Source organism: Methylobacterium sp. Leaf108, from assembly GCF_001423265.1.
In the GTDB taxonomy this organism is placed as follows: Bacteria; Pseudomonadota; Alphaproteobacteria; order Rhizobiales; family Beijerinckiaceae; genus Methylobacterium.
In genome coordinates, this window is the sequence record NZ_LMND01000012.1 from 283,017 (window position 1) to 309,201 (window position 26,185).

Below are 26,185 nucleotides of genomic sequence, written 5' to 3' on the forward strand. Positions count from 1 at the left end.
GCCTCAGGCCGGCGTCGCGTCGCCCGCGGTCGTGGTTCCCTCCCGGCCGTCGTCGGCCGCCTCGTCGAAGGCCTCGAGCCAGGCGGCCCGGTCGTCGGTCCCCTCGCCGTAGGGGCAGCTCTCGCGGGTCTTGCCATAGAGGCGGGCGTTGCGTCCCTGGATGAAGGGGCTATCGCTGGCGGTGGCGCCGTCGCTCATCGTGTTCTCCTCGCTTGCCGGTACTCGTCGGGTGCTGCGGCAACGCGCGACGAGGGGACATGGGTCACGGACCGACTTCGCCCCGGCGTCGCGCCCACCCGGAATCGCCGGCCGTCGCGGGGGGACCGACATGTTGAACTCCACCCCGCCTTCATGACTTATCGTTCCGGGCAGCGGGACATTTCCGGCTGCGTTCGGACGGGAGCGAGAGCATGAGCTTCTTCTACTTCCTGGTCTTCGTCGGTCCCTGGCTCGGTCTTGCCGTCATGCACCGCATGGCGATGAAGAAGTCCGCACCGCTGTAATCCGGCGCGGGTCCCGACCGGCACGATAGTGCCGGTCGGTCTCATCCCATTTCCGGTTGATCACGTCGTGATGCGGACATGGGCTTCGCTCAGGCGCCGCGCGGGCTCGGTGAGACGGTTCCCGCTTGATTCAAGCGGGCGGGGTCGGACCACGCGGGCGGCGGCCGGTGGCCTTCGCGGCGGCCGTGGCGACGAGGTAGGCCTCGATCGCCGCGTTGGCGGCCCCGCGCATCGCCCGCATCTCGTCGAGGGCGACGAAGACGTCCGGAAAGCGGCGCCCGAGCCAGAGATAGGCGCTGGCGAGCTTGACCAGTCGCTCCTGCTCGGCGAGGTCGCCGGACGCGCCCGGCCGCAGCGCCGGCACCGCCGCGCCGAGCGAACATGCCTCCATCCAGCGGTCGAGGACCGCCACCGAGACGGCGTCGCGCCGGTCGATCGGGCAGACCGCGAAGACGAACCTGTCGGCCAGGGCGAGGGGAACCCGGTCGGTGCGTTCGGCCGCCGCCAGCATCTCGGCCTGGTCGGCGGGCTGGAACGGCGAGCCCTCGTAGAAGGTGGCGAGCGCGAACCGGCTCAGCACCGCGTGCAGGCTGTCGGTGCCCATCTCCGCGGCCAGGGCCTCGATGGCGATGAGGTCGGGCCGGACGTAGAAGCGCGGGTCCGCCGCCGGCGCGGTCAGGGCACCGCCCAGGGCGGCCCGCAACGGCGCGATCCCGGTCTCGTCGAGGGCGGCGACGTAGCCCGCCTCCTGGTGGCCGTAGCGTCCGGCCCGGCCGGCGACCTGCCGGATCTCCGAGTGGGTCAGCGGGCGATCGGCGGTGCCGTCCCATTTGCGCACCGCCGAGAACACGACGCGCTTGAGCGGCCCGAGGTTGAGGCCCATGCCCACGGCGTCGGTGGTCACCAGAACCTGCGCCTCCCCCGACCGGAAGCGGGCGGCCTCGGCCCGCCGCACCTCCGGCGAGAGCGCGCCGTAGATCGTCGCGACGCTGTGGCCGGCGGCGATGAGCGCCTGGCGGTTCTCGTGGACGGCCCGACGCGAAAAGGCGACGACGGCGTCGCCGGCCTCGACGCGATCGAGGGGCACCGGCTCGTCCATCAGGTGGAGCGGCGTCTTGCGCGCGAAGGCGACCACGTCGAGGGATTCGTCGGCCGCTTCCGCGGCGCGGCGCACGTAGGACAGCGCGTCCTCCGAGCCGCAGACGACGACCGTGCGGGCGGGAATGCCGAACAGCGCGTTGGTCCAGGCCCAGCCGCGGTCCGGGTCCATGATCATCTGGATCTCGTCGATCACCGCCACGTCCACCGGGCGGCGCAGGTCGGCGGTCTCGATGGTGCGGGCGGTGTGGCTCGGGTCGGCCTCGCCCAGCACCTCCTCGCCGGTGACCATGCCGGCGCGCAGGCCGCGCTCGACCAGGGTCTCGTAGTTCTCGAGCGCCAGGAGGCGCAGGGGCGCGAGGTAGCAGCCGGTGGCGGCCTGCGAGAGATGGCGCAGCGCGGCGTAGGTCTTGCCCGAATTGGTCGGCCCCATGTGAAAGACGATGCGCCGCCCGAGCCGGCGGGCGGCGCCGAAGCGGTCGATGTAGGTGCCAAAGCCGATCCGGTCGCGCAGGCGGCGCTGGCGGGAGTTTTCCTGCGCCAGCACCCGCCCGCGGCTGCGCACCGGCTTCAGGGTCTCGACGAGGGCGCCCGGCAGGTCGGGGCCGTAGGCGAAGCGGCGCGAGCGCAGCGAGCGGTCGAGGTGGGCGATGTAGGTGACGGCGTCGGCGCCGACCTCGGCGAGGTCCGCGGCGACCTGGCCGCGCAGGCGCTCCACCGGCCGGCGCAGGGCGCGCTCGATCCCCGCCTGCGCGGCCGCCACGAGCCGGACGAGCTCGTCGCGCCGCCAGCTCGGATCGTTGCGCCGTGCCATGGCATCGAGGATCTCGACGGCGCCGGGCTCGGGCGTCGCGTCGATGCGCAGGTCCGCCCGGCCGTCGTCGAGGATCGGGATCGTCGCGGTGACGCGCCACTCCGGACCCCCGTTCGGGCCGAGCCCGCCCCTGATTCCGGGACATGCGCGGACCACCTCGGCCACGCGCTCGGCCGGCACCGGCGCCCGCGTCGCCAGTGCCTGAGCCACCGCCTCGTCCTCGACCCACCCGTCGACGTCGGGCAGGCCGAGCCGGGCCTGGAGGGCCGCGAGATCGACGGCGGCCGCATCGTGTCCCAGCCGCCAGAGCGCCTCCACCAGGATCTCGGCTGTCGCCCGTCTGCGCTTGCGTGCCATCGATCCTCCGTCCCAGAGCGGGTATCGGGGAAAGTGGTCATCGGTTTCCCGACGAAAACCGGCTTCCCCTCGAAAACCCGCGCCGCGGCATGGCTGCCTTGGCGCCCCGACGGTATCCCACGGGAGGACGGGCCGCGGCGAGGGGCGCATCGCCGGTCGCGCGGGAGAAAGCGGGACGGCCCGTCCCGGCGGCGATCGCCGGTCGAAGGCCTGCGCCGCACGGGCCGCGGCGCGCCCTCGCTCTCAGGCGGCGTCGAGATCGCGCACGAAGCCGGCGGTGACCTCCCGCAGGATCTCGACCTGGCGGTGGACGGCATCGGCCGAGCCCTGGACGTCGCCGATGGCGGCCTCGGTGGTGCCGAGCGCCTGGGAGACCGCCGTCACCTGCGTCGTGGCGGCGCGTGCGTCGTCGAGGGCAGCCTCGATGTCGGTGCCCATCGCCCGCGTCGCCGCGCGCTGCCGGTCGATCGCCTCGACCATGGCGCCGGCGGTGCGCTCGACGTCGCCGATGCGCGTGGCGAAGGCACGCATGAAGGCCACCGACTGCTCGGTGGCACCCTGGACGTCGCGGATCTGCGCGGCGATCTCCTCGGTGGAGCGGGCGGTCTGCCCGGCGAGCTCCTTGACCTCGGCGGCGACCACGGCAAAGCCCCGCCCGGCCTCGCCGGCCCGCGCCGCCTCGATGGTGGCGTTGAGGGCGAGGAGGTTGGTCTGCTCGGCGACCGAGCGGATGGTGGTGATCACCGAGCCGATCCTCTCGACGGAGGCCATGAGCTTGGCGACGGTCTCGCCGGTCTGGCGGGCTTCCTCGCCGGCGGCGCGGGTGACGGCGTTGGTCGCCGCCAGGTGCTGCGCGAGCTCCTCGGCCGCCGCCGTCAGGCCGCCGCAGGTGGATGCCACGCGGCTGACGTTCTGCCCGGCGCGGCGGGACGAGTCGGTGGCGCCGTCGGTATCCGCGGCGGTGCGTCCTGCGACCTCCACCATCGCGGCGGTGCTCGCCCCCATCCGGCCGAGCGCCGCCTCGATGGCCGCGACGACGCCGGCGACCGCCCCCTGGAACGCGCGCACCCGGCCCTCCACCGACGCGGCGCGAACCTCCTCCTTGCGCGCCAGGGCCTGCGCCTCCGCCCGGAGAGCGTCGGCCTCGTCCTTCTCGCCCCTGGTCCGAACGAGGGCATCGCCCGCGGCCAGCCCGGCCTGGACCTGGAACACCAGCCACGCCAGCACCGCGGTCTGGGCCACCAGGATCACGGCGTGCACGGCGACACGGTCGAGGCCGCCCCCGTTCGGGAAGACCAGGCTCGGCATCAGCAGCGACAGGCCGAGATGATGCACGGCCACGACGGTGGAAAAGGCCACCAGGGCTTTCCAGTCGACGAAGGCGGCGGTGATGGCGAGGCAGGCGAAGAAGTACATGTGCAGGTCGCCCTGGATGGTGGGCGCACCGCCGGCGGGCTGGAACACCGCCACCAGCACCGCCACGAGCGCGGCCAGCGCCATGCTGGCGACGATGCGGGTGCGCGGGTCGGCCGGGGTCCGGTAGGCCAGCCAGGTCGGCACCGCCGCGAGCGCCAGCGAGGCACCGGCGAGCCCCGGCGCGGCGAAGGTCTCCCGCCAGACGTTGGCGCCGACCACCAGGACGGCGTTGGCCCAGAGGAACCCGATCATCGCCAAACCGGCCGAGGACCGAATGCGATGGAGGGTATCGCCGGATGTGCTGATGGCTACGTGCATCTCGTCAGTCTCTCGCTTTGGTTTCGTCTCGCCTTTGCGGGTCGCAACCGCCGACCCCCGACGCATCGAAGATCATCCAGGCACCGGCGCGCCTCAGCCTCGCCGCGAAATCGGGCCGGTCCGATCGGGCCACGGCGAGCCAGGACATCGCCGTGCCGCGCACGATCTCACCCTCGGCCGCTGCGATCAGGCCGATCGCCCGGTCGGGCCCGGCCCAGGGCGCCACCAGGACGAGGACCGCCGCGCCGGGGCGAGCGGGCGAGACCGCCAGGAGCGGCAGCACGAAGGCTATGGCGGCGGACTGGAGGCAGTTTTCGACGATGCGCCAACTCATGCGGACAGAATTCAACACATAGATCAAGATTGGTTTAAGCCTTTCTCCAATCGTCGCGGCCCGCGCCAGGCTTTTGGGGGGTGCAGCCTCCCGCCAGGCCGCCGGCCGGAGCCCCCTCCCCCCGTGCCATGGACACCGGCGCCCCCCGCCTCTATCGCGCTGAGCCAGATGGACCGCCCCCGCCCCGCCCCGGCCGTGACCGAAAGCCCGTATCCGCGATGCGCGCGCTGATCGACCTCGTCCGCATCCTGCGGCCCCACGAGCGGCGGCGGCTCGCCCTGCTGGCAATGGGGCTGGCCTTCGCCGCCCTGTTCGAAGTCGTGGGCGTCGCCTCGGTGGTGCCGTTCCTGACCCTGGTCGGGGATCCCTCGGCGGCGGCCAAGGTGCCGTATCTGGCCGCCCTGCGCGCCACGATGGGACTGACGGACGACCGCACCTTCCTGATGGCGATGGGGGCGGCGGCGCTGCTCGCCATCCTGACGACGAGCCTGATCAACGCCGGGCTCACCTTCGCGACGCTGCTGTTCACCAACCTCACCGGCTACGGCCTCGCCCGGCGCCTGCTCGCCCGCTACCTCGCCCGCGAGCGCCTGTTCTTCGCCCGCGCCAACAGCGCCGAACTCGCCAAGAACGTGCTCAGCGAAACCGACCGCCTCGTGGTCGGCGTGCTGACGCCGGCCACCGTCATCGCCTCGCGCAGCTTCTCGGCGCTGGCCGTGATCGGCTTCCTGATGGCCTATGCGCCGCGGCTCGCCCTCATCCTCGGCGGCGGCTTCGGTAGCCTCTACGTCGCCCTCTACCTCGTCATGCGCGCCCGCCTCGCACGGCTGGGGGCCAAGGCCGTGGCCGACAACGAGCGGCGCTACCGGGTGGTGCAGGAGACCTTCGGGGCGCTGACCGAACTCAAGCTCTACGGCCGGGCCGAGGCCTTCGCCGCCGGCTTCGACGGCCCCGCCCGCGCCTACGCCAGGGCCACCGCCGCCAGCCTGCTGACCGGCCAGCTTCCCCGGTTCGTCATGGAATCGCTGGCCTTCGGCGGGGTCGTCGCGGTGGTGCTGTTCGCCCTGTCGCAGGGGCTCGACACCGCCGGGCTGCTGCCGCTGCTCGGGCTGTTCGCCTTCGCCGGCTACCGGATGCTGCCGGCCTTCCAGAACATCTTCCTGTCGCTGTCGCTGCTGCGGTTCTACCTGCCGGCGGTGCGGGTGGTGGTGGACGAACTCGCCGGCGAGCGCAGCGTGCCGCCGCGCACGGGTGACACCCTCCCCTTCGCCCGCGAGATCCGGCTGGCGGGCGTGTCGTTCGACTACGAGCCCGGCCGGCGGACGCTCTCGGCCCTCGACCTGACGATCCCCGCCCACACCACGGTGGGCCTCGTGGGGCGCACGGGCTCGGGCAAGTCGACGCTCGTCGGCCTCGTCCTCGGCATCCTGACGCCGACCTCGGGCACCATTGCCGTCGACGGCGTCTTCCTCGACGAGGCGACCCTGCCGGCCTGGCAGAACCGGGTCGGCTACGTGCCCCAGGACGTGTTCCTGATCGACGGCACCGTCACCGAGAACATCGCGCTCGGCGTCCCGCCCGAGGCCGTCGACCACGACGCCGTGCGCCGGGCCGCCGGCCTGGCCGGCCTCGACGCGGTGATCGCCGCCCTGCCCGGCGGCTACGGCGAGCGCGTCGGCGAGCGCGGCGCCCGGCTCAGCGGCGGCCAGCGCCAGCGCCTCGGCATCGCGCGAGCCCTCTACCACGACCCCGACGTGATCGTGTTCGACGAAGCCACCTCCGCCCTCGACGGAGAGACCGAGGCGGCGGTGATGGCCGCCCTCGATGCGCTCGCCGGCCGGCGCACCCTCATCCTCATCGCCCACCGGCTGGCGAGCCTCGAGCGGGCCGACACGGTCCACGTGCTGGAGGCCGGCCGCATCGTCGCCTCGGGGCCGCCGGCCGCGGTGATCCCCTCCCTCTCGCCCGCCGTGCTGGCGCCGGCGCAGGAGGCCGGCGCCGCTACACCGGCGTGACCGGGAACGTCGTCGTCGGGGTCACGAACTCGTCCTGGGCCGCCACCGTGAGGATCTCGCGCGAGCCGGCCTCCGCCGTGCGGCGCAGGAGGCCGTAGACCGAGGCGCCCGCCATCCCCAGCGCGACCGCGGCCGAGCCGGTGCGGGCGTAATGCACCAGGAACAGCGCCGCGATGGCATCCCCGGCGCCGTTGACGCCGAGGTCGAGCCGGGGCGTGCGCAGGAGCCAGTACGCGCCGCCTTCGGCCGCCAGGAGGTCGATGGCATCGGCCGGCGTCGCATCGGTGATGAGCGAGGTCACCAGCACCACCCGCGGCCCCATCGCCTGGACCGTCGCGACGGCGCGCTTGGCCGCCGCGAGGCTGGTGGAGGCCAGGCCCGAGAGGTGGTCGAGCTCGAACTGGTTGGGGGTGACGATGTCGGCGGCGGGTACCGCCTGGCCCCGCATGAAGTCGGGGATGCCGGGGCGGACGTAGACGCCCCGGTCGGTGTCGCCCATCACCGGGTCGCAGCAATAGAGCGCCTTCGGGTTGGCGGCCCGCACCGCCGCCACCGCCCGCACGATGGCGGTGCCGATGTCGGCCGACCCCATGTAGCCCGAGAGCACCCCGTCGCAGGTGCCGAGCACCCCGCGCTCGGCGATCCCCGCCACGAGGTCCTCGATGGAGGGCCCGTCGAAGACGTTGCCGCGCCAGGCGCCGTAGCCGGTGTGGTTGGAGAACTGCACCGTATGGATCGGCCAGACCTCGACGCCCAGGCGCTGCATCGGGAATACCGCCGAGGCGTTGCCGACATGGCCGTAGGCGACGTGCGACTGGATCGAGAGGATGTTCATGGGGGCCGACCGTTTGCGAGCAGCCCGCGCTCTAGCCGGTTCGTGGCGTCCTTGCACCGCCCGCCGGGGAAACGATCTGCGGGCTTGCGGTGCGACCCCGCCCCCGTATGAAGGCGGCCGATGACCTTTTGAAAGCGGACACGATCTGCTGAAAGCCGACATGACCTTCGATTTCATCGACCTCGACGCCATCAAGACCGCGAGCCTCGCCTTCGTAGAAGCCAACAAGGAGTGGACGCCCCTGGTGGTGGGGGTGCTCGCCTTCTGCGAATCGCTGGCATTCCTGTCGCTGCTGGTGCCCTCCACCGTCCTGCTGATCGGAATCGGCGCGCTGATGGGGGCGGTGGGTATCCCGTTCTGGCCGGTGGTGCTGGCCGCCGCCCTCGGCGCGATCCTCGGCGACTGGCTCTCCTATGAGGTCGGGCGCCACTACACCGATGCCACCAAGCGGCTCTGGCCGATGAGCCGCTACCCCGACATGGTGGCGCGCGGCGAGGACTTCTGCCGGCGCTGGGGCGCCATGGGCGTGGCCGTCGGCCGGTTCTTCGGGCCGGCCCGCGCGGTGGTGCCCCTGATCGCGGGCGCCTTCGGCGTGGCCCGCCTGCCGTTCCAGGTGGCCAACGTGCTCTCCGCACTGGTCTGGGCCTTCGCGATGCTGGCGCCCGGCGCCGGGCTGTTCACGTACTTTCGCGGGTGAGGCGCGGGCTGACGGAACGACGCCGCAGGTGACAACGGCGCCGCGACCTGATTCTTGAGGGGCGCCGTCCCGTTTCGGGACGCCGTCACACGCCCCCGCGCCGCGCATGTCCGCCTCCCTCGCCCACGTCGTCCTTCCCCCCGACCGCCGGCAATCGGCCACCGCGCTGCAGGTCCAGCGCGGAGTCCGGCGGCTGTTTCGCGAGATGGGCCACGTCACCATCCCCGAGTTCACCCTCGCGGGCGGACGCCGTGCCGACGTCATCGCCCTGTGCCCGGCCGGGCGGCTCACCATCGTCGAGATCAAGTCGAGCGTGGCGGATTTTCGCGCCGACAGGAAATGGCCGGACTACCGGGCCTATTGCGACCGCTTCCTGTTCGCGATCCCCGAGACCCTGCCCGAGTCGCTGATCCCGGCCGAGACCGGCCTCATCGTCGCCGATGCGTTCGGGGCGATGATCCTGCGCGAGGGGCCGGAGCATCCCCTGAGCGGCGCCCGGCGCAAGGCCGTGACCCTGCGCTTTGCCCACAACGCGGCGCGGCTGCTGCATGCGCTGGCCGACCCCGGAGCGATCCGCGAGGGGGCGTTGTAGGCGAAGGCGCGTTGTGGGATTCCGCAAAGGCCCTTAAGCCTGCCCGCCTGCTGCGGGTTTTCCCTTCTTCCAAAGAAATCGCCCCCACACCATGTGCGAACTGCTCGGCATGAGCGCGAACGTGCCCACCGACATCCGCTTCTCCTTCGCGGCGCTGGCCCGCCGGGGCGGCGAGACCGGGCCGCATGCGGATGGCTGGGGGATCAGCTTCTACGAGGGGCGCGGCTGCCGCGCCTTCCACGAGCCCGAGCCGAGCGCGCGCTCGGAACTCGCCAAGCTCCTGCGCAACGCTCCCATCAAGAGCCGCATCGTCATCGCCCACGTCCGCAAGGCCAACCGCGGCCGGGTCGCGCTGGAGAACACCCACCCCTTCAGCCGGGAGCTGTGGGGCCGGCGCTGGACCTTCGCCCACAACGGGCAACTGCGCGGCGTGAAGGGCTGGCCGCTGACCTGGTTCAAGCCCGTGGGCTCCACCGACAGCGAACACGCCTTCTGCTGGATGATGGACCAGTTGCAGGCGCGCTGGCCGAAACTGCCGACCTCGGCCCAGCTCGACCGGGCGGTGGCCGACCTCTGCGCCGAACTCCACGGGCTCGGCGTGTTCAACATGCTGCTGTCCGACAGCCGCACCCTCTACGCCCATTGCGGCAAGCGCCTGTGCTACCTCACCCGCTGCGCGCCCTTCGGCACCGCCACCCTGGTGGACGAGGACTGGCGGGTCGATTTTTCCCGTGAGACGGGACCGTCCGACGTGGTCACCGTCGTCGCCACCACGGCCCTGACCCGCGACGAGTGCTGGACGCATGTGGAGCGCGGCCATGTCCTGTCCCTGCGCGACGGGGCGGTGCGGGTGCTCAAGCCCGGGGCGCGGCGGGCGGTCGCGGTCCGGCCGGTGGCGACGGGCGCCGTGGCAGGAGCTTGAGCTTGAGCATACGGGGTGCGTCACCGCCCGCGATGCGCTACAACCCTCTTCGACACGATGGGCATCCCGGCCGGTAGCGGACCGCCGCGATACCTCACCCCGCGCCGGGAAGCCGGTCGCCGGTCCCTTTCCGACCAGATCAGAACGCCACGAGCCATGACACGCGACGTGATCGAGACGACCGGCGGTGACGCCGCCGATGGACGTCCCAACCTGACGGCGACCATCCGGACGCACCTCGGCGAGCACCTGCGCACGATCTACGACCGGTTGCCCACGGACGACCAACCGAGCCGATTCGCCGAACTCATCGAGAAGCTGGAAGCGGCCCTCAAGGCCCGCGGCGAGGCGATCGAGCCCGAGTTCCGCAACGGGCTGCTCGCGGCCGTGCCGTCCCTGCGGGCCTTCGCCCTCTCGCTCACCAGCAACCCGGCCCGGTCCGACGACCTCGTCCAGGACACGCTGCTGAAGGGCTGGCAGCACCGCGCCCGCTTCCAGCCGGGCACCAACCTGAACGCGTGGCTGTTCACGATCCTGCGCAACATCTTCTATTCGGACCATCGCAAGCGCGTGCGCGAGGTCGAGGACCAGGACGGCTCCTACGCCGCGCGCCTGGCCACCGCCCCGCACCAGGGCGACCGCCTCGACGTCGAGGACCTGCAGACGGCGCTGGCCAAGCTGCCGCCCGACCAGCGCGAAGCGCTGGTGCTGGTGGGCGCCGAGGGCGTCTCCTACGAGGAGGCCGCCGCGATCATGGGCTGCAAGGTCGGCACCGTGAAGAGTCGGGTCAGCCGCGCCCGCGGGCGCCTCGCCGAACTCCTGGGCTACGACGAGGAAGACCTAAGCTCCGACCGGCTGATCCAGTCGGCGATGCCCAAGGACTGATCGAGCAACCGTATCACCAAGCCCGCGCGGCGCCTGAGCGAAGCCGAAATCCGCAGTGCGAAGCAATCAAGCGGATTTCGGATCACCGACACTTCCGGCGAATCCGGTCGTTCAGAACCGGATCGCCCACGAGAGGACACGCATGACGGGTTTGATGGCAGGCAAGCGCGGCCTGATCATGGGCGTCGCCAACGACCATTCGATCGCCTGGGGCATCGCCAGGACGCTGCACGCCCACGGGGCGGCGCTGGCCTTCACCTACCAGGGCGAGGCCCTGGGCAAGCGCGTGGCGCCGCTGGCCGCCTCCGTCGGGTCGGATATCGTGCTGCCCTGCGACGTCGAGGATCTCGCCAGCGTCGACGCGGTGTTCGCCGCCCTGGGAGAGCGCTTCCCCGAGGGCATCGACTTCGTGGTCCACGCCATCGGCTTCTCCGACAAGGCCGAGCTCAAGGGCCGCTACGTCGACGCCACCACCCGCGAGAACTTTTCGCGCACGATGACGATCTCGTGCTTCTCCTTCACGGAGGTGGCCCAGCGCGCCGCACCCATGATGCGGCCAGGCGGCGCGCTCCTGACCCTGACCTTCGGCGGCGCCACCCGTGTGATGCCCAACTACAACGTGATGGGGGTGGCCAAGGCCGCCCTCGAGGCCTCGGTGCGCTACCTCGCGGCCGATCTCGGCCCCGACCGCATCCGCGTCAACGCGATCTCGGCCGGGCCGATGCGGACGCTGGCCGGTGCCGGCATCGGCGACGCCCGCGCGATGTTCGCCCACCAGAAGGCGCATGCGCCCCTGCGGCGGACCGTGAGCCTCGACGAGGTCGGCGGCTCGGCCCTCTACCTCCTCAGCGACCTCTCCGGCGGCGTCACCGGCGAGGTCCATTTCGTCGATGCCGGCTACAGCATCATCGCGATGCCGCGCCCCGAGGATTTGGGGCAGGATGCGGGGTGAGGCGGGCTCTGTAGCACACCGGATTTTTCCGAAGGCCGGCAGCCGCCCTTCGGTCCGACGCTTCAGGCCGCCGACGCGGTCACCGCCACGGTCGGGCGCTCCTGGGTGAGCAGCACGATGTCGTCCCAGCGCGAGACGAAGGCGGCGATGCAGGCCGGGTCGAAATGCGTGCCGGCGTTATCCTCGAGGTGGCGGCGCGCCTCGTCCACGGGCCAGGCGCGCTTGTAGACCCGCTCCGAGATCAGCGCGTCGAACACGTCGGCCACCGCGATGATGCGGCCCGAGAGCGGGATCTCGTCGCCCGCCAGCCCCTGCGGGTAGCCGGTGCCGTCCCAGCGCTCGTGGTGGGTGAGCGCGATCTCCGAGGCGAGTTGCAGCAGGTGGGACGGGCTGTCGTTGAGCATCTGGTAGCCGCGCAGGGCGTGCTGGTTCATCTCGTCGCGCTCGGCCGGGGTGAGCGGGCCGGCCTTCATGAGGATGTCGTCGGCGATGCTGATCTTGCCGATGTCATGCATGGTCGAGGCGAGCGCGATGTCGTTGGCGTCCGCCTCCGACAGGCCGAGGCCCTCGGCGATGGCGATGACGCAGCCCGCCACCCGGGTCAGGTGGTCGCCGGCCTGGTCGTCGCGGTACTCCGCCGCCAGCATGAGACGGCGGATGATCTCGCGTTCGCGCTGGGCCGATTCCGCCACCGCGCGGTTCACGACCCGATGGATCGACCGGGCCTGGCGCTCCGCCTGCCGGCGCGCCAGCGACAGGGCGGCGAGGTTGCGGGTGCGGATCTGGAGGTCGAAGGCATCGTAGGGCGCCAGGACGACGTCGGTGGCGCCGGCGGCGATGCCCTCCCGCCGCGACGGGCCGCCCTCGGCCGGGACGATCAGGATGATGGGCGTCTCTTCAAGATCGGGCTCGCCGCGCAGCGCCGCCGCGAGGCCGAGCCCGTCGAGGCCGGTGCCGTGTTCGACGACGACCACATCCACCGCCGGGTCGCGCAGGTGATCCGCCGCCGTGCCGGCTCCCTCGATGACCCGCAGGGCGGCGTCGAGGGGGCGCAGGGCCAGGACGAGATCGGTCGGCGTGGCGGCGCAGACGATGGCGATCTGCGAAGGTTCGGGATCTGCCGCCATGCCTGCCTGTCCGAAACCGTCCGCCACGGATCGCGCCGCGCCGCATGGGGCCCGAGAGGCTGCGGCACCGTGAGACCTTGGCTCACAACCGGTTAAGCGAGGCTGAAAGTCGTCGCGAGCCGGCAACGGTCAAGGACGAATTCCGGTGGACCCGAAGCCTCCGGTCCCCCGCGTGCCCGGCGCCTCGCCACCGGAACCGCCGTCCAGGATGGTGATCTGCGGGCGCACGACCCGCGTGAAGACGAGCTGGGCGATGCGGTCGCCGGGCGCGATCACGATGTCGGCATCCGCCGCACCCGGCGGGTTGCGGTTCCAGGCCGAGATCAGGAGCGGGCCTTCGTAATCGGCATCGACGACGCCCACCGTGTTGCCGAGGACGAGGCCACTCCTGTGCCCGAGGCCGGAGCGCGGGACGACGAGGGCGCACCAGTCCGGATCGCCGATCCGCACCGAGAACCCCGCCGGCACCAGCACCGGGGGCGCCTGCGGCAGCAGCGTCACAGGCGCGTCGAGGCAGGCATGCAGGTCGAGGCCCGCGGCCCCGGCCGAGCCCCAGCGCGGAAAGCCCCAGTCCCGCAGCCGCGCGTCGTGAAGGCGGACCGCGATGCGCAGATCCGGCGGCGCCCCGGTCACGCCGAAAGGGCCGCGATCGCCTCGGCCATGGCCACGGTGCGGCCGGCCTCGACCGCGTGCAGGCGCTCGACCATGCGCCCCCGGAACGGGATGACGCCGCGGCCCGCGTTCTCCGGCTCGGCGAAGGCGGCGATGATGGCCCGTGCCTCGGCGATCTCCTCGGCGGTCGGGCCGAAGATGGCGTTGGCGGGCTCGATCTGGCTCGGGTGGATCAGCATCTTGCCGTCGAAGCCGCAATCGCGTCCCTGTTCGCACTCGGCCCGGAACCCCTCGGCATCGGTGAAGGAATTGTAGATGCCGTCGACGATGTCGATCTCGTAGGCGCGGGCGGCCACGAGGGCGGTCATCAGCCAGGGCAGCAGCGCCGCCCGGCCGGGCACGCCCAGGCGCAGGCGGCTGGACTTGGCCAGATCGTTGGGACCCACCATCAGGCAGGCGAGGCGCGAATCGACGTCGCGCGCGGCGCTGGCGATCGATCCGATCTCGAGGATCGCCATCGGGCTCTCGATCATCGCCCACAGCCGGGTCCTGTCGGGGGCGCCGAGCCGCCGCAGGCGCGAGCCGACGCTCACCAGCACGTCGGGGCCGGAGACCTTGGGCACGACGATGGCGTCGGGGCCGGCCGGGGCGATGGCGGCGAGATCGGCCTCGCCGGCGGGAGTGTCGGGGGCGTTGATGCGCACCACCACCTCGCGGCGCCCAAAGCCGCGCGCGGCGACGGCCGCGGCCACGGCGGCACGCGCTTGCGTCCTCACCTCGGGGGCGACGGCATCCTCAAGGTCGATCATCACGACATCGGTGGGAAGGGTCCGGGCCTTCTCCAGGGCTCGGGCGTTGGAGCCCGGCATGGAAAGCACGCTGCGACGCGGGCGGATCTCGGACAAGTGGCTGACCGACGTGGGGCTGACCGACATGGGACTGACCGACCTGGGACTGACCTGCGCGTGAGGGCCGTCCATCGGCACCGGTGCCTCGACATCGCCCGGCTGTCACGGGACGAAGCGCCGAGGTCCGCGGGAGCCCTGGGCCGAAGACGGAATCGCCACGACGGCGATACCGGTCCGGGCAGCGGGTTTCAACCCGCGCGCCGGCGCTTGCCCGGGCAGGAGCGCACGTCCATGGACCGGACCGAGCGTTCACGAGACGCCCGTCGAGGGGCCGGAGCCGGCATGACCTTTCCCATCGCGATCCACCACGGCGCCAGCGTCATCACCATCGACGACGACTGGAGCGGCCATGTCCTCATCGAACAGATCTACGTCGGCCTGCGCCGCGCCAGGACTTTCCGCGACACCGGTCGCATTCCCCCGGCGTCGCCGTCGCCCGGCAGCGAGGCCGAGAACGCCCTGATCGAGACCGCGCTGCTCCACGGGTTTCGCAGGGTCGAGGGCACCGCCACCTACGAGGCGACGGCGAGCCAGATCGCCGCGCTGATGATGGCCGCACGCGAGCAGGGCCGGGCCGAGGCGTCGCGGGACGCGGGCCGCGACACGGCCGAGAACGGCCCGCCCGCCTGAGACGACCGGCCTGCGGTGGCGATCGGAGGCCTCGCCCGGGGCATGCGCCGGGGGCGAGGGCAGGCTATCCTGCGGCCCGATCCGCCACCTCGCCGCAAGGACAGCCCATGGCACGCCGCTTCGTTACCCTCGACGTCTTCACCGAGGCGCCGTTTTCCGGCAATCCGCTGGCCGTCGTCCTCGAGGCCGAGGGGCTCGACGGGGCGGCGATGCAGAGGATCGCGCGCGAGTTCAACCTCTCCGAGACGGTGTTCCTGCTGCCCCCCGACGAGCCCCGGCGCAAGGCGCGGCTGCGCATCTTCACGCCGGCGCGGGAACTGCCGTTCGCGGGCCATCCCACCATCGGCACGGCCGTGTTGCTGGCGCTGCAGGACGGGCGGGCGGGGCTCGCCGACGCCAGCGCCTTCGGCCTGGAGGAGGAGATCGGCGTGATCTCCTGCGTGGTCGAGACCCGCGCGAACGGCGGGCGCGCCCGTTTCACCCTGCCGGTGATGCCCGAGTACCGCGGCGAGGCGCCGGCCCGCGAGGCCCTGGCCGCGGCCCTCGGCCTATCGGCCTCCGACATCGGCTTCGGTCTCCACGTCCCGAGCCGGCACGGCATCGGCCACGGCTTCACCTTCGTGCCGGTGGCCACTGGCGCCGCCCTCGACGCCGCGACGGTCGATCCGGCGGGCCTCGCGGCCCTGGAGACGGTCGATAGCCTCTACCTCTACGCGGTCGATCCGGAGGGGATCGGCCATCGCTACCTCGCGCGGATGTTCGCGCCCCACCTCGGGGTGCCGGAGGATCCGGCCACCGGCTCGGCGGCGGCGGCCTTCGCCGGGGTGATGATGCAGTTCGAGCCCCTCGGCGACGGCACCCACGACGTGGCGATCACGCAAGGGGTGGCGATGGGGCGGCCGAGCGCGATCGGGGTCCAGCTCACGATCGCGTCGGGCGCCCTGCGCACGGTGGAGATCTCCGGCTCGGCGGTGGTCGTGACCGAAGGCACCCTGCATGCCTGAGGCGTTCACCCGGCACGCCGTGAGCCGCATCGCCGCGCGCCGCGTCGCCCACGACTGGCCGTGGGCGCGCGAGGCGGCGGATTTCGTCACCCGGAACTGGGCGCGCCGGATGGCCGAGCGGCCGGGCATCTTCGACGGCCGGGTCTTCCTCGCCTGCGGCTGGGAAGTGACGGAGGGGGCCTGCCGGCTCGATCTGTTCGAGACGCGCTACGCCTGCTTCCTCGGGCACCGCGACGCCGGCTCGCCCGATGGCGGCGTGAAGAACGTCTTCGCCGCGGTCGTGCCGCGTTCGGCGGACGGCGCCGTGATCCTCGGCATCATGGGCGGCCACACCGCCAATGCCGGCCAGGCGTACTTCCCCTGCGGCACCCCCGACCTCGACGATCTGAGAGCGGACGGTCGCGTCGATCTCGCGGGCAGCGCCGCGCGGGAGTTCACCGAGGAGACCGGGATGGCGGTGCCAGACGGCGCGCCCGAGCGCTGGACCCTCTGGCAGGGCGACGGCCAGCTCGCGTTCCTGCGTGAGATCGACTTCTTCGAGGACGCCGATACGCTGGTGGCCCGGATGGACCGCCACCGCCGGGCGGAAGCCGCACCGGAACTCGCCGGCTTCACGATCGCGCGCAGGACCGGCGACATCGATCCCGCGCGGATGCCGGGCTTCGTACGGGCCGCGCTCGGCCACGCCTTCGGTGGGTGATACGGTTTCCGCTTGGATCGAGCGGGAACCGTATCACCGAGCCCGCGCGGCGCCTGAGCGAAGCCCATGTCCGCATCACGAAGTGATCACCCGGAAATGGTACGATGCCCCTTACGGGTAGCCGTAGCGGGCCTTGGCCGCCGCGAGCAGGCCGGAGGCGTCGCGGTCGCGGCCGGCGGCGCAGGCCTGGGCCGCCACGCTCAGGTCGGCCTGGAAGCGGTCGCCGACCGGCTTGTTGAGGTTGCCGGTCGCCACATCGCTCTCCACCACCGCCTGCGTCCTGGCGATGGCCGGGCCGCACCCTGACCCCTGCGGTAGCACGACGGCGGCCGGAGCCGCCGTCACTGCGGCCGGTGGCGGGGCGCTCGCCGTCGATTGGCACCCCGCGAGGGCACCGGCTGACAGGACAAGGGCCAGCAGACGGCTCGATGGCTGGATCGTCACGGCAATGTCCTCATCCGACGGCGACAGAATTGGCGGGGTTGTGCCGCCAGGCTCGGGCCGGGTCAATCTCGGGAGCGGGGACTCGTGGGATCGGAACACGCCGGGGCATTCGCCGGGCTTGCGGTTCAATGACAGCCGCAACCGCTGCCGCAGCTTCCGCCGCCCGCGGGCTCGTCGGTGGCCGGCTTGGCCGCGGCCGGCTTGGCAGCTGTCGGCTTGGCCACCGACCGTCTGGCCGGCTCGCGGGTGAGGCCGCGCTCCTCCAGTTCGGCGAGGTAGATCGGCCAGCGCTTCCGGTACTCGCGGCCGAGGTCGTACAGGTAGCTCCAGCCGAACAGGCCGGTGTCGTGCATGTCGTCGAAGGTGAGCTTCACGGCATAGTTGCCGATCGGCTCCACCGCCAGGATCGCCACGTCGACCTTGCCGCCGATCACCTTGCGCTCGGCCGGCGAATGCCCCTGCACTTCCGCCGATGGGCTGGATACCCGCAGGTATTCCGCCGGCAGCGCGAAGCGGCCGCCGTCCTCGAAGGCCACGGTGAGCGTGCGCTTGTCGCCCGACAGGCGGATCTCGGTGGGCCAGCGTTCGGTGCCGCCGGACACCTGCTGCTCGACGATCGGCCGGGTCGTCGCTTGATCGGTCATGGTCATCCCCAGAAGGCCTGCCCAGAAAGGCCTGCCCAGCAGGCCTGCGGCCGTGACAACCCCGGCGCGCCGAGGCGCGCGCTTGCTCATGGGCCCGCGACGCATCATATGGCGTGGCATGCCAGGTTCGTCACGCGGCAATACCGATACCCTGTCCCCAGGTTCCAGTCGCGAGTCCAGCATGGACGCTCCCCACGCCGTCTCCCGTCCGTCCGCACCGGTGGCGATGCCGCTGATCGACCCGTTCCAGCGGGCGATCACGTACCTGCGCATCTCGGTGACCGACCGCTGCGACCTGCGCTGCGTCTATTGCATGTCCGACGACATGCAGTTCCTCCCCAAGGGCGACCTGCTCTCCCTCGAAGAGCTCGACCGGCTCTGCGCGGTTTTCATCGGGCGCGGCGTGCGCAAGTTGCGCATCACCGGCGGCGAGCCGCTGGTGCGCCGCGACATCATGCACCTGTTCGGCCGCCTCTCGCGCCACCTCGACAGCGGCGCCCTCGACGAACTCACGCTGACCACCAACGGCACCCAGCTCGGGCGCTTCGCCGGCGACCTGGCGGCGATGGGCGTCAAGCGCGTCAACGTCTCGCTCGACACCCTCGACGCGGCCAAGTTCAAGGCGATCACCCGCCGCGGCGACCTCAAGGTGGTGCTCGACGGGATCGAGACGGCGCGCCGCGCCGGCCTCAAGGTCAAGATCAACGCGGTGGCGCTCAAGGGCGTCAACGAGGACGAACTCGCCGACATGATCGCCTGGGCGCACGGCGACGGCATGGACATGACCCTGATCGAGGTGATGCCGCTGGGCGAGATCGAGGGCGACCGCACCGACCAGTTCCTGCCGCTCTCGGTGGCGAGGGCGCGGCTCGAGAGCCGCTTCACCATGGTGCCGCTGCCCGACCGCACCGGCGGCCCGGCCCGCTACGTCCGCATCGCGGAGACCGGCGGCCGCCTCGGCTTCATCACGCCGCTGACCCACAATTTCTGCGAGAGCTGCAACCGCGTGCGGCTCACCTGCACCGGCAAGCTCTACATGTGCCTCGGGCAGGAGGACGCGGCCGACCTGCGCGCGGCCCTGCGCGCCTCGCCCGACGACGCGCTGGTCACCCAGGCGGTGATCGACGCCATCGCCCGCAAGCCCAAGGGCCACGACTTCGTCATCGAACGGGCCCGGCCCGCGGCGGTGCCCCGCCACATGAGCGTGACCGGCGGCTGAGCACGGATTTTTTCAGGTCGACCGTATGACAGACCGTGGAATGAGGCTTAGACCGCTGCGGTAGTTTTACCGTTCGGAGCAGGTCATGGCCAAGGTCGCGTTCTTAGGTCTCGGTGTCATGGGCGGCCCGATGGCCGGGCATCTCGTCAAGCACGGCCACGACGTCACCGTCTACAACCGCACCGCCGCCAAGGCGGAGGCGTGGGTCGCCCAGCACGGCGGCCGCTCCGCGCCGACCCCCTACGAGGCGGCGCAGGGCCAGGAGATCGTGTTCGCCTGCGTCGGCAACGACCTCGACCTGCGCGGCGTGACGATGGGCGAGGACGGCGCCTTCTCGGGCATGGACAAGGGCGCGACCTTCGTCGACCACACCACCGCCTCGGCCGAGATCGCCCGGGCGCTGGCGGCGGTGGCGGAAAAGTCCGGCCTCGGCTTCGTCGACGCACCCGTCTCCGGCGGTCAGGCCGGCGCGGAGAACGGCACCCTCACCGTGATGTGCGGCGGCGAGGAGGCCGTCTACGCGGCCGTCGAACCGGCGATCCTGTCCTACGCCAAGGCGTCGCGGCTGATGGGGCCGGCCGGCTCGGGCCAGCTCACCAAGATGGTCAACCAGATCGCGATCGCCGGCGTCGTGCAGGGGCTCGCCGAGGCGATCCATTTCGCGCAATCCGCCGAGCTCGACGTGGAAGCGGTCCTCGACGTGATCTCCAAGGGCGCCGCCGGCTCCTGGCAGATGGAGAACCGCGGCAAGACCATGAACGCGGCCAAGTTCGACTTCGGCTTCGCCGTCGACTGGATGCGCAAGGATCTCGGCATCGTGCTGGCGGAGGCCCGCCACAACGGCGCGCAGCTACCCGTGGCCGCCCTCGTCGACCAGTTCTACGCCGACGTGCAGGCCATGGGCGGCCACCGCTGGGACACCTCGAGCCTCCTCGCCCGCCTCAAGCGCTGAGGCGGGCCAGCGCCAGGGCGAGGGCCGCGTCGGGGTCCGTCCACAGCCACTCCGATCCCATCTGGTGGCGGAACCAGGTGAACTGGCGCTTGGCGTAGCGGCGGGTGTCGGCCTGCCCCCGGCGGATCGCCTCGTCCCGCCCGATCTCGCCGTCGAGATGAGCGATCAGCCCCGGCACGCCGTGCGCCCGCATGATCGGCAGGAGCGGGTCGAGGCGGCGCTCGCGCAAGGTCGCGACCTCGTCGAGGGCGCCGTCCGCGATCATCGCCACGAAGCGGTCGTCGATGCGCCGGCGCAGGGTCTCGCGCTCCGGCGACAGGAACAGCTTGAGGAGGGGCCGGCCGGCCAGCGGCCCGGGCCTGCGCTCGCCGTGGAAGGCGGCGATCGGCCGGCCGGTGGCGGCATGGATCTCCAGGGCGCGCATGATCCGGGCGCGGTCGCTCGGGCGAAGCGCCGCGGCCCCGGCCGGATCGACGCCGGCGAGATCGGCATGGAGCGCCTCGGTCGGGCATCCCTCGGCCCGCGCGCGGATGGCGGCACGCACCGGGTCCGGCACCGCCGGGAGATCGGACAGGCCCTCCTCCAGGGCCCGGAAGTACAGGCCGGTGCCGCCCACGAAGACCGGCAGGGTCCCCACTGCCTCCAACTCCGTCAGGAGACACGCGGCATCGCGGGCGAAGTGCCCGGCGGAATAATTCACGGCGCCGTCGACGTGCCCGTAGAGGCGGTGGGGCACGCCCTCCTCCTCGGCCGGGCTCGGGCGCGCCGAGAGCCGGCGCAGGTCGGCGTAGACCTGCATCGAATCGGTGTTGACCACGACCCCGCCGAGCCGGCGGGCCAGGTCGAGGGCCAGCCCCGACTTGCCCGAGGCGGTGGGCCCTGCAATGAGGATCGCGGCCAGTCCGTTCCGGGTCGGCAAGGTGGGGACGCTCACGACATGACCCTCGTCGCCACCCTGATAGCAAACGAATCCCGGCCCGCCATCACCGATGCGGTCCTGGCCGAGGCGCGGGCGGTGATGGCCACCGAGCACCAGCCGCGCATCCTCAACGGCGAGATCGCCGCCGAACTGCTGATCCCGGGCGAGGCGGCGGCGGCCCCTGCCCTGGCGCGGCGCCTGCGCGCCGCCTTCGCGGCCGAGCCGTTCGACGTGGCGGTGCTGCCCGTGGGGCGCCATCGGCGCAAGCGCCTGTTCCTCGCCGACATGGATTCCACCATGATCGAGCAGGAGTGCATCGACGAACTCGCCGAGACGATCGGCCTGCGCGCCCGCGTCTCGGCCATCACCGAGCGGGCGATGCGGGGCGAGATCGCCTTCGAGCCGGCGCTGCGCGAGCGCGTGGCACTGCTCGCCGACCTGCCGCTCGCCGCCATCGAAGGGCTGATCCGCGACCGGATCACCCTGACGCCGGGCGCACTCACCCTCGTTCGAACCCTGAAGGCGCATGGCGTCCACACCTGCCTCGTCTCGGGCGGCTTCACCCTGTTCGCCGGACCGATCGCGGCGGCGATCGGCTTCGACGAGGCCCATGCCACGACGCTGGGGGTGCGCGACGGACGCCTCACCGGCACCGTGGAGGAACCCATCGTCGGCCGGGAGACCAAGCGGGCCACGCTGATCGCCCTGCGCTCGCGGTTCGGCCTCGACCCGGCCGAGACCCTGGCGGTGGGCGATGGCGCCAACGACCTCGACATGCTCGCCGAGGCCGGGCTCGGTGTCGCCTTCCGGGCCAAGCCCAAGGTGGCGGCGGCCGCCCGCGTCCAGATCGACCACGGCGACCTCACGGCGCTGCTCTACCTGCAGGGGTTCGCGGCGAGCGAGTTCGTGACGGCGGCCTGAGCGGCTGCGTCGCCAGGCGGCGTTGCAAAACCTTCGCGTTGCCCATCTACTGGTGTGATCGAAGAGCCTGTCTGGGGCCGAGCGCGGAGACGAAGCATGATCCGGCTGAACCTGAACGGTGTCGTCCGCGAGGTCGATGCCGAACCCGAAACGCCGCTCCTCTGGGTCATCCGGGAGCAGGCCGGCCTCACCGGCACGAAGTACGGCTGCGGCATCGCCCAATGCGGGGCCTGCACGGTCCACATCGACGGGGCGGCGGTGCGCTCCTGCTCGATGCCGGTGTCGAGCGTGACGGCGGACCAGAAGATCGTGACGATCGAGGGCCTGTCGGCGGACCGCTCGCACCCGGTGCAGAAGGCTTGGGGCGAGCTCGACGTGCCGCAATGCGGCTTCTGTCAGCCCGGGATGATCATGGCCTCGGCCGCGCTGCTGGCGCAGAACCCACGCCCGAGCGAGGCCGAGATCCGCTCCGAGATCACCAACATCTGCCGCTGCGGCACCTACACGCGGGTGCTGGCCGGCATCAAGCTCGCCGCCGAGCGCGGCGAAGCCGGCCGCGGCTGAGGGGGCAACCATGACCGATCATCGCCCGACCCCCGCCGCCGCCCTGTCGCGCCGCGGTTTCGTCGCCTCCGTGGCGGCGCTCGCCGGGGGCTTCAGCCTCGGCTTCCACGTTCCCTTCGCCGGCGAGGCGATGGCGCAGGACGCGGCCACCATCACGCCCGAGGTCAACGCCTGGGTGGTGATCCGCCCCGACGAGACCGTGGTGATCCGCATCGCCCGCTCCGAGATGGGCCAGGGCACGCTCACCGGCCTCGCCCAGCTGGTGGCCGAGGAGCTCGGCTGCGACTGGTCGCGCGTGGTGACCGAGTATCCGACGCCGGGCCAGAACCTGGCGCGGGGCCGGGTCTGGGGCGATTTCGGCACCGGCGGCAGCCGCGGCATCCGCGACTCGCACGACCTCGTCCGCAAGGGCGGGGCCGCCGCCCGCATCATGCTGGTGGAGGCGGCCGCCAAGGGCTGGGGCGTGGCGCCGGGCGAGTGCCGCGCCGACAGGGGCGTGATCGCCCATGCCGCCTCGGGCCGGACCACCACCTACGGCGCGGTCGCCGTCGAGGCGGCCAAGATCGCGCCGCCCAAGGACGTGGTGCTCAAGGACCCCAAGGACTGGACTATCGCCGGCAAGCCGGTGAAGCGCCTCGACACGGCGGAAAAGCTCGACGGCAGCCAGGTCTACGGCATCGACCTGACCCTGCCCGGCATGCTCAACGCGGCGATCCGCGACTGCCCGGTCACCGGCGGCACGGTGAAAAGCTTCGACGCCAAGGCGGTCAGCGGCATGGCGGGCGTGAAGCGCGTGGTGCAGGTCGGCGACACGGGGGTCGCCGTGATCGCCGACACCTTCTGGCGGGCCAAGACCGCGCTGGATGCGCTGCCGATCGTCTGGGACGAGGGGCCGAACGCCACCGTGTCGAGCGCCACCATCGCGGCGATGCTGCGCGAGGGCCTCGACGCCACCGAGGCCCATGTCGGCAACAAGGGCGGCGACGTGGAGGCCGCCCTCAAGGGTGCCGCCAAGGTGGTGGAGGCCACCTACGGCGTGCCGTTCCAGAACCACGCCACCATGGAGCCGATGAACGCCACGGTGCGCTGGACGCCCGAGCGCTGCGAGGCCTGGGCTCCGACCCAGAGCGGCGAGGCGGCCCTGGCCGCGGTGGCCGAGGCGTCCGGGCTCTCGGCCAAGCAATGCGACGTCCACAAGATCCACCTCGGCGGCGGCTTCGGGCGCCGCGGCGCCACCCACGACTGGCTGCGCCAGGCCGTGCTGATCGCCCGCGAGATGCCGGGCACCCCGGTCAAGCTGATCTGGACCCGCGAAGAGGACATGGCGCACGGGCGCTACCACCCGATCACCCAGTGCCGGATGCGCGCCGCCCTCGACGGGCAGGGCAACCTCACCGGCCTGCACATGCGCATCTCCGGCCAGTCGATCCTCGCCTCGGTGGCGCCCAACCGGATGGTGGACGGCAAGGACCCGGTGGTGTTCCAGGGGCTCAACCCGGGCGGCGCGGAGGCGGCGATCGGCTACACGATCCCCAACATCCTGGTCGATCACGCCATGCGCAACCCGCACATCCTGCCGGGGTTTTGGCGCGGCGTGAACATGAACCCCAACGCCATCTACCTCGAATGCTTCATGGACGAGCTCGCCCACGCGGCGGGGCAGGACCCGCTGGCCTTCCGGTTGAAGCTGATGGGCAACCACCCCAAGCACCGCGCCGTGCTGCAGGCGGTGGCCGACAAGGCCGGCTGGGGTGAGAAGCCCGCGCCGGGGGTGTTCCGCGGCCTCGCTCAGATGATGGGCTTCGGCAGCTACGTGGCGGCGGTGGCCGAGATCTCCGTGACCGACGAGGGCAAGGTCAAGGTCCACCGCATCGTGGCCTCCACCGATCCGGGCCATGCCCTGAATCCGCAGCAGATCGACGCGCAGATCGGCGGATCGTTCGTCTACGGACTCTCGGCGGCGCTCTACCAGGAGTGCACCGTCAAGGACGGCCGTATCGAGCAGACCAACTTCGACAGCTACCCGGTGATGCGCCTCGACGAGATGCCGGTGGTGGAGACCATCGTCATGCCCTCGGGTGGGTTCTGGGGCGGCGTCGGCGAACCGACCATCGCCGTGGCGGCGCCTGCCGTGCTCAACGCGGTCTTCGCCGCCACCGGCAAGCGCGTGCGCCAGATGCCGCTCAAGAACACGGACCTGCGCCGGGCGTGAGGGGGATCGGAGCCGCGTTCCTGCTGCTCGCCGCCGTGCCGGCCGCCGCGCGAGACCTTTCGCCGAAGGCCGCGCAAGACATGCCGGCGGCGGCCGCACAGGACATGCGGCCGCCGCCGGGCGCCTCCTCCTGCGCCGGCTGTCACGCGGCCGGCGCGGCCATGGGGGCCATCGCCGGACGGCCGGAGGCGGAGATCGCCACCGCCCTGGCCGAGTACCGCTCGGGCGCCAGGCCGGCGAGCGTGATGGGCCGCATCGCCAAGGGGTTCTCGGAGGCGGAGAGCCGGGCCATCGCGGCGTATGTTTCGCGCAGGCCGCCGGAATGACCGCCCCGACCCGTCGTGACCTCATCTGCGCCGCCGGGGCCGTCCTGGCGTTCCCGAAGCCCAGCCTCGCCCAGGGCAAGCCCAAGGTCGTCGTCGTCGGCGGCGGGTTCGGCGGCGCCAGTGCGGCCCGCGCGCTTCTAGCCGGCGGCCTCGACGTCACCCTGGTCGAGGCGAACGCCACCTACACCGCCTGCCCGTTCAGCAACGAGGTCATCGCCGGGCTGCAGCCGATGGAGGCCCAGCGCTTCGGCTACGACGGCGTGTCCGGATCGGGGGTCCGGGTGGTCCATGCGGTGGCCGCGGCGATCGATGCCGACCGGCGCCGGGTCACCCTCGCGGACGGCGCGACGCTACCCTACGACCGCCTCGTCCTGTCGCCCGGCATCGACCTGCGCTTCGACGCGATCCCCGGCTACGACGAGGCGGCGGCCGAGGTGATGCCCCATGCCTGGAAGGCGGGGGTGCAGACCGAGCTCCTGAGGCGTCGGATCGAGGCGATGCCGGAGGGCGGCACCGTCGTCCTGTCGGTGCCGGGCAACCCCTACCGCTGCCCGCCGGGGCCCTACGAGCGCGCGAGCCTGATCGCGCATGTGCTCAAGACCCGCAAGCCGAGCGCGAAACTGATCGTCCTCGACGCCAAGGACGTCTTTTCCAAGCAGCGCCTGTTCGAGGCGGCCTGGGCCTCCCTCTACCCCTCCATCCTCGAATACGTGCCCCTGGCGGGCGGCGGGCAGGTGACCGGGGTCGACCGGGCCACCATGACCGTGCGCACCGATTTCTCCGAGTACAAGGCGGACGTGGCCTGCATCATCCCGCCCCAGCGGGCCGGGCGCATCGCGGTCACCGCCGGGGTCGCCGACCGTTCGGGCTGGTGCCCGATCGACCCGGTGACGTTCGAATCCAGGCTGGTGCCGGGCATCCACGTGATCGGCGACGCGGCCATCGCCGGCGCCATGCCGAAATCCGCCTTCTCGGCCGACGCGCAGGCCCAGGTCTGTGCGCTCGCCGTGATCGACCTCCTGGCCGGGCGCGCGCCCGAGGAGCCCAAGCTCATCAACACCTGCTACAGCCTCGTGGCACCCGGCTACGGCATCTCCATCGCAGGGGTCTACCGCCCGTCCGGCGGCGTCCTGGCCGACGTCGAGGGCGCGGGCGGGATCAGCCCCCTCGACGCCCCGGCGTCCCTACGCGAGCAGGAGGCGGCGTATGCCGCCGACTGGTACCGGACCATCACCCGGCGGGTGTTCGGGTGAGGCGGACCGGGC

At 72.2% G+C, this 26,185-nt stretch carries 27 protein-coding genes; 16 read left to right on the forward strand and 11 right to left on the reverse strand.

All coding sequences use genetic code 11. The annotated features are described in order from the left end of the window. Positions 1-3 precede the first annotated feature (3 nt). The 4 genes from ASF39_RS09525 to ASF39_RS09540 all read right to left on the reverse strand — a co-directional run bounded on the left by ASF39_RS09525 (position 4) and on the right by ASF39_RS09540 (position 4,840). The gene (locus ASF39_RS09525) at positions 4-198 is read right to left on the reverse strand and encodes an Rmf/CrpP family protein (protein WP_055886636.1); all 195 of its coding nucleotides are present in this window, start codon (positions 196-198) and stop codon (positions 4-6) included. A 435-nt stretch (positions 199-633) separates the two neighbouring features. Next, positions 634-2,772, reverse strand: a complete 2,139-nt coding sequence (locus ASF39_RS09530; protein ID WP_056283129.1) for a helicase-related protein — start codon at positions 2,770-2,772, stop codon at positions 634-636. A gap of 243 nt (positions 2,773-3,015) precedes the next feature. Beyond that, positions 3,016-4,440, reverse strand: a complete 1,425-nt coding sequence (locus ASF39_RS21740) for a methyl-accepting chemotaxis protein (protein WP_156648441.1) — start codon at positions 4,438-4,440, stop codon at positions 3,016-3,018. Positions 4,441-4,510: 70 nt separating this feature from the next. Continuing rightward, on the reverse strand, positions 4,511-4,840 hold the full coding sequence (locus ASF39_RS09540; protein WP_056283138.1) for a hypothetical protein: 330 nt from the start codon (positions 4,838-4,840) through the stop codon (positions 4,511-4,513). A 218-nt stretch (positions 4,841-5,058) separates the two neighbouring features. On the opposite strand from ASF39_RS09540, the gene ASF39_RS09545 reads away from it, so the two are divergent. Next, complete coding sequence (locus ASF39_RS09545) at positions 5,059-6,855, forward strand: ABC transporter ATP-binding protein (protein WP_056283142.1); 1,797 nt, start codon at positions 5,059-5,061, stop codon at positions 6,853-6,855. Here ASF39_RS09545 and pdxY read toward each other — a convergent pair. Next, the gene (gene pdxY / locus ASF39_RS09550; protein ID WP_056283145.1) at positions 6,842-7,690 is read right to left on the reverse strand and encodes a pyridoxal kinase PdxY; all 849 of its coding nucleotides are present in this window, start codon (positions 7,688-7,690) and stop codon (positions 6,842-6,844) included. The two genes, ASF39_RS09545 and pdxY, sit on opposite strands and share 14 nt — an antisense overlap. Before the next feature lie 175 nt (positions 7,691-7,865). Between pdxY and ASF39_RS09555 the strand changes: the two genes are divergently transcribed. From ASF39_RS09555 to fabI, 5 genes are all read left to right on the forward strand, one after another. Beyond that, positions 7,866-8,387 carry a DedA family protein gene (locus ASF39_RS09555; RefSeq protein WP_055887352.1) on the forward strand — a complete coding sequence of 174 codons (522 nt, stop codon included), beginning with the start codon at positions 7,866-7,868 and terminating at the stop codon, positions 8,385-8,387. Positions 8,388-8,493: 106 nt separating this feature from the next. Further along, on the forward strand, positions 8,494-8,979 hold the full coding sequence (locus ASF39_RS09560) for an MmcB family DNA repair protein (protein WP_055886651.1): 486 nt from the start codon (positions 8,494-8,496) through the stop codon (positions 8,977-8,979). Positions 8,980-9,070: 91 nt separating this feature from the next. After that, positions 9,071-9,901: a class II glutamine amidotransferase gene (locus ASF39_RS09565; RefSeq protein WP_055886654.1), complete on the forward strand. Its 831-nt coding sequence runs from the start codon at positions 9,071-9,073 to the stop codon at positions 9,899-9,901. A gap of 156 nt (positions 9,902-10,057) precedes the next feature. Continuing rightward, the gene (locus ASF39_RS09570; RefSeq protein ID WP_055886658.1) at positions 10,058-10,786 is read left to right on the forward strand and encodes a sigma-70 family RNA polymerase sigma factor; all 729 of its coding nucleotides are present in this window, start codon (positions 10,058-10,060) and stop codon (positions 10,784-10,786) included. A 142-nt stretch (positions 10,787-10,928) separates the two neighbouring features. Then, the gene (gene fabI / locus ASF39_RS09575; RefSeq protein WP_056283148.1) at positions 10,929-11,738 is read left to right on the forward strand and encodes an enoyl-ACP reductase FabI; all 810 of its coding nucleotides are present in this window, start codon (positions 10,929-10,931) and stop codon (positions 11,736-11,738) included. Between the two features lie 62 nt (positions 11,739-11,800). Here the strand turns inward: fabI and ASF39_RS09580 are convergent, their stop codons facing one another. The 3 genes from ASF39_RS09580 to ASF39_RS09590 form a co-directional block, all read right to left on the reverse strand. Then, positions 11,801-12,865, reverse strand: coding sequence for an HD domain-containing phosphohydrolase (locus tag ASF39_RS09580; protein WP_056283151.1), 1,065 nt, complete (start codon positions 12,863-12,865; stop codon positions 11,801-11,803). A 129-nt stretch (positions 12,866-12,994) separates the two neighbouring features. After that, positions 12,995-13,498, reverse strand: coding sequence for a dUTP diphosphatase (gene dut, locus ASF39_RS09585; protein WP_055886667.1), 504 nt, complete (start codon positions 13,496-13,498; stop codon positions 12,995-12,997). Next, positions 13,495-14,382 (reverse strand): CoA ester lyase, encoded by an 888-nt coding sequence (locus tag ASF39_RS09590; protein WP_056283534.1) that lies wholly within the window; start codon positions 14,380-14,382, stop codon positions 13,495-13,497. Before ASF39_RS09590 ends, dut begins: the two co-directional genes overlap by 4 nt. 285 nt (positions 14,383-14,667) lie before the next feature. Here ASF39_RS09590 and ASF39_RS09595 point away from each other — a divergent pair, with 285 nt between their 5' ends. The 3 genes from ASF39_RS09595 to ASF39_RS09605 all read left to right on the forward strand — a co-directional run bounded on the left by ASF39_RS09595 (position 14,668) and on the right by ASF39_RS09605 (position 16,719). Further along, a complete protein-coding gene (locus ASF39_RS09595; protein WP_056283153.1) occupies positions 14,668-15,015 on the forward strand; it encodes a hypothetical protein in 348 nt (115 codons plus the stop codon). 107 nt (positions 15,016-15,122) lie between these two features. Further along, complete coding sequence (locus ASF39_RS09600) at positions 15,123-16,019, forward strand: PhzF family phenazine biosynthesis protein (RefSeq protein ID WP_056283156.1); 897 nt, start codon at positions 15,123-15,125, stop codon at positions 16,017-16,019. Further along, positions 16,012-16,719 carry a hypothetical protein gene (locus ASF39_RS09605; RefSeq protein ID WP_056283161.1) on the forward strand — a complete coding sequence of 236 codons (708 nt, stop codon included), beginning with the start codon at positions 16,012-16,014 and terminating at the stop codon, positions 16,717-16,719. Before ASF39_RS09600 ends, ASF39_RS09605 begins: the two co-directional genes overlap by 8 nt. Before the next feature lie 111 nt (positions 16,720-16,830). Here ASF39_RS09605 and ASF39_RS09610 read toward each other — a convergent pair whose 3' ends face one another. Together ASF39_RS09610 and ASF39_RS09615 are read right to left on the reverse strand one after the other, a co-directional pair. Further along, complete coding sequence (locus ASF39_RS09610) at positions 16,831-17,157, reverse strand: hypothetical protein (RefSeq protein WP_056283537.1); 327 nt, start codon at positions 17,155-17,157, stop codon at positions 16,831-16,833. Between the two features lie 131 nt (positions 17,158-17,288). After that, the gene (locus ASF39_RS09615; protein WP_056283166.1) at positions 17,289-17,807 is read right to left on the reverse strand and encodes a DUF971 domain-containing protein; all 519 of its coding nucleotides are present in this window, start codon (positions 17,805-17,807) and stop codon (positions 17,289-17,291) included. Between the two features lie 181 nt (positions 17,808-17,988). On the opposite strand from ASF39_RS09615, the gene moaA reads away from it, so the two are divergent. Together moaA and ASF39_RS09625 are read left to right on the forward strand one after the other, a co-directional pair. Then, on the forward strand, positions 17,989-19,026 hold the full coding sequence (gene moaA, locus ASF39_RS09620; protein WP_055886681.1) for a GTP 3',8-cyclase MoaA: 1,038 nt from the start codon (positions 17,989-17,991) through the stop codon (positions 19,024-19,026). Positions 19,027-19,111: 85 nt separating this feature from the next. Continuing rightward, positions 19,112-19,978, forward strand: coding sequence for an NAD(P)-dependent oxidoreductase (locus ASF39_RS09625; RefSeq protein ID WP_055886683.1), 867 nt, complete (start codon positions 19,112-19,114; stop codon positions 19,976-19,978). Here ASF39_RS09625 and miaA read toward each other — a convergent pair. After that, a complete protein-coding gene (gene miaA, locus ASF39_RS09630) occupies positions 19,968-20,912 on the reverse strand; it encodes a tRNA (adenosine(37)-N6)-dimethylallyltransferase MiaA (RefSeq protein WP_056283169.1) in 945 nt (314 codons plus the stop codon). The two genes, ASF39_RS09625 and miaA, sit on opposite strands and share 11 nt — an antisense overlap. A 3-nt stretch (positions 20,913-20,915) precedes the next feature. On the opposite strand from miaA, the gene serB reads away from it, so the two are divergent. The 5 genes from serB to ASF39_RS09655 all read left to right on the forward strand — a co-directional run bounded on the left by serB (position 20,916) and on the right by ASF39_RS09655 (position 26,173). After that, a complete protein-coding gene (gene serB / locus ASF39_RS09635; protein ID WP_055886688.1) occupies positions 20,916-21,818 on the forward strand; it encodes a phosphoserine phosphatase SerB in 903 nt (300 codons plus the stop codon). A 96-nt stretch (positions 21,819-21,914) separates the two neighbouring features. Beyond that, positions 21,915-22,382, forward strand: coding sequence for a (2Fe-2S)-binding protein (locus ASF39_RS09640; RefSeq protein ID WP_055886691.1), 468 nt, complete (start codon positions 21,915-21,917; stop codon positions 22,380-22,382). Positions 22,383-22,392: 10 nt separating this feature from the next. Further along, the gene (locus ASF39_RS09645) at positions 22,393-24,594 is read left to right on the forward strand and encodes a molybdopterin cofactor-binding domain-containing protein (protein ID WP_056283171.1); all 2,202 of its coding nucleotides are present in this window, start codon (positions 22,393-22,395) and stop codon (positions 24,592-24,594) included. After that, a complete protein-coding gene (locus ASF39_RS09650; RefSeq protein WP_244472334.1) occupies positions 24,591-24,920 on the forward strand; it encodes a cytochrome C in 330 nt (109 codons plus the stop codon). The genes ASF39_RS09645 and ASF39_RS09650 overlap by 4 nt, the downstream gene beginning before the upstream one ends. Then, the gene (locus tag ASF39_RS09655) at positions 24,917-26,173 is read left to right on the forward strand and encodes an NAD(P)/FAD-dependent oxidoreductase (RefSeq protein ID WP_056283173.1); all 1,257 of its coding nucleotides are present in this window, start codon (positions 24,917-24,919) and stop codon (positions 26,171-26,173) included. Before ASF39_RS09650 ends, ASF39_RS09655 begins: the two co-directional genes overlap by 4 nt. The last annotated feature ends 12 nt before the right edge of the window (positions 26,174-26,185 follow it).

Excerpts from the sequence above, each read along its gene's own strand:
- ASF39_RS09525 (WP_055886636.1), bottom strand. The coding sequence starts at position 198 with ATGAGCGACGGCGCCACCGCCAGCGATAGCCCCTTCATCCAGGGACGC.
- ASF39_RS09530 (WP_056283129.1), bottom strand. The coding sequence starts at position 2,772 with ATGGCACGCAAGCGCAGACGGGCGACAGCCGAGATCCTGGTGGAGGCG.
- ASF39_RS21740 (WP_156648441.1), bottom strand. The coding sequence starts at position 4,440 with ATGATCGGGTTCCTCTGGGCCAACGCCGTCCTGGTGGTCGGCGCCAAC.
- ASF39_RS09540 (WP_056283138.1), bottom strand. The coding sequence starts at position 4,840 with ATGAGTTGGCGCATCGTCGAAAACTGCCTCCAGTCCGCCGCCATAGCC.
- ASF39_RS09545 (WP_056283142.1), top strand. The coding sequence starts at position 5,059 with ATGCGCGCGCTGATCGACCTCGTCCGCATCCTGCGGCCCCACGAGCGG.
- pdxY (WP_056283145.1), bottom strand. The coding sequence starts at position 7,690 with ATGAACATCCTCTCGATCCAGTCGCACGTCGCCTACGGCCATGTCGGC.
- ASF39_RS09560 (WP_055886651.1), top strand. The coding sequence starts at position 8,494 with ATGTCCGCCTCCCTCGCCCACGTCGTCCTTCCCCCCGACCGCCGGCAA.
- ASF39_RS09565 (WP_055886654.1), top strand. The coding sequence starts at position 9,071 with ATGTGCGAACTGCTCGGCATGAGCGCGAACGTGCCCACCGACATCCGC.
- ASF39_RS09570 (WP_055886658.1), top strand. The coding sequence starts at position 10,058 with ATGACACGCGACGTGATCGAGACGACCGGCGGTGACGCCGCCGATGGA.
- fabI (WP_056283148.1), top strand. The coding sequence starts at position 10,929 with ATGACGGGTTTGATGGCAGGCAAGCGCGGCCTGATCATGGGCGTCGCC.
- ASF39_RS09580 (WP_056283151.1), bottom strand. The coding sequence starts at position 12,865 with ATGGCGGCAGATCCCGAACCTTCGCAGATCGCCATCGTCTGCGCCGCC.
- ASF39_RS09595 (WP_056283153.1), top strand. The coding sequence starts at position 14,668 with ATGACCTTTCCCATCGCGATCCACCACGGCGCCAGCGTCATCACCATC.
- ASF39_RS09600 (WP_056283156.1), top strand. The coding sequence starts at position 15,123 with ATGGCACGCCGCTTCGTTACCCTCGACGTCTTCACCGAGGCGCCGTTT.
- ASF39_RS09605 (WP_056283161.1), top strand. The coding sequence starts at position 16,012 with ATGCCTGAGGCGTTCACCCGGCACGCCGTGAGCCGCATCGCCGCGCGC.
- ASF39_RS09615 (WP_056283166.1), bottom strand. The coding sequence starts at position 17,807 with ATGACCGATCAAGCGACGACCCGGCCGATCGTCGAGCAGCAGGTGTCC.
- moaA (WP_055886681.1), top strand. The coding sequence starts at position 17,989 with ATGGACGCTCCCCACGCCGTCTCCCGTCCGTCCGCACCGGTGGCGATG.
- ASF39_RS09625 (WP_055886683.1), top strand. The coding sequence starts at position 19,112 with ATGGCCAAGGTCGCGTTCTTAGGTCTCGGTGTCATGGGCGGCCCGATG.
- serB (WP_055886688.1), top strand. The coding sequence starts at position 20,916 with ATGACCCTCGTCGCCACCCTGATAGCAAACGAATCCCGGCCCGCCATC.
- ASF39_RS09640 (WP_055886691.1), top strand. The coding sequence starts at position 21,915 with ATGATCCGGCTGAACCTGAACGGTGTCGTCCGCGAGGTCGATGCCGAA.
- ASF39_RS09645 (WP_056283171.1), top strand. The coding sequence starts at position 22,393 with ATGACCGATCATCGCCCGACCCCCGCCGCCGCCCTGTCGCGCCGCGGT.
- ASF39_RS09655 (WP_056283173.1), top strand. The coding sequence starts at position 24,917 with ATGACCGCCCCGACCCGTCGTGACCTCATCTGCGCCGCCGGGGCCGTC.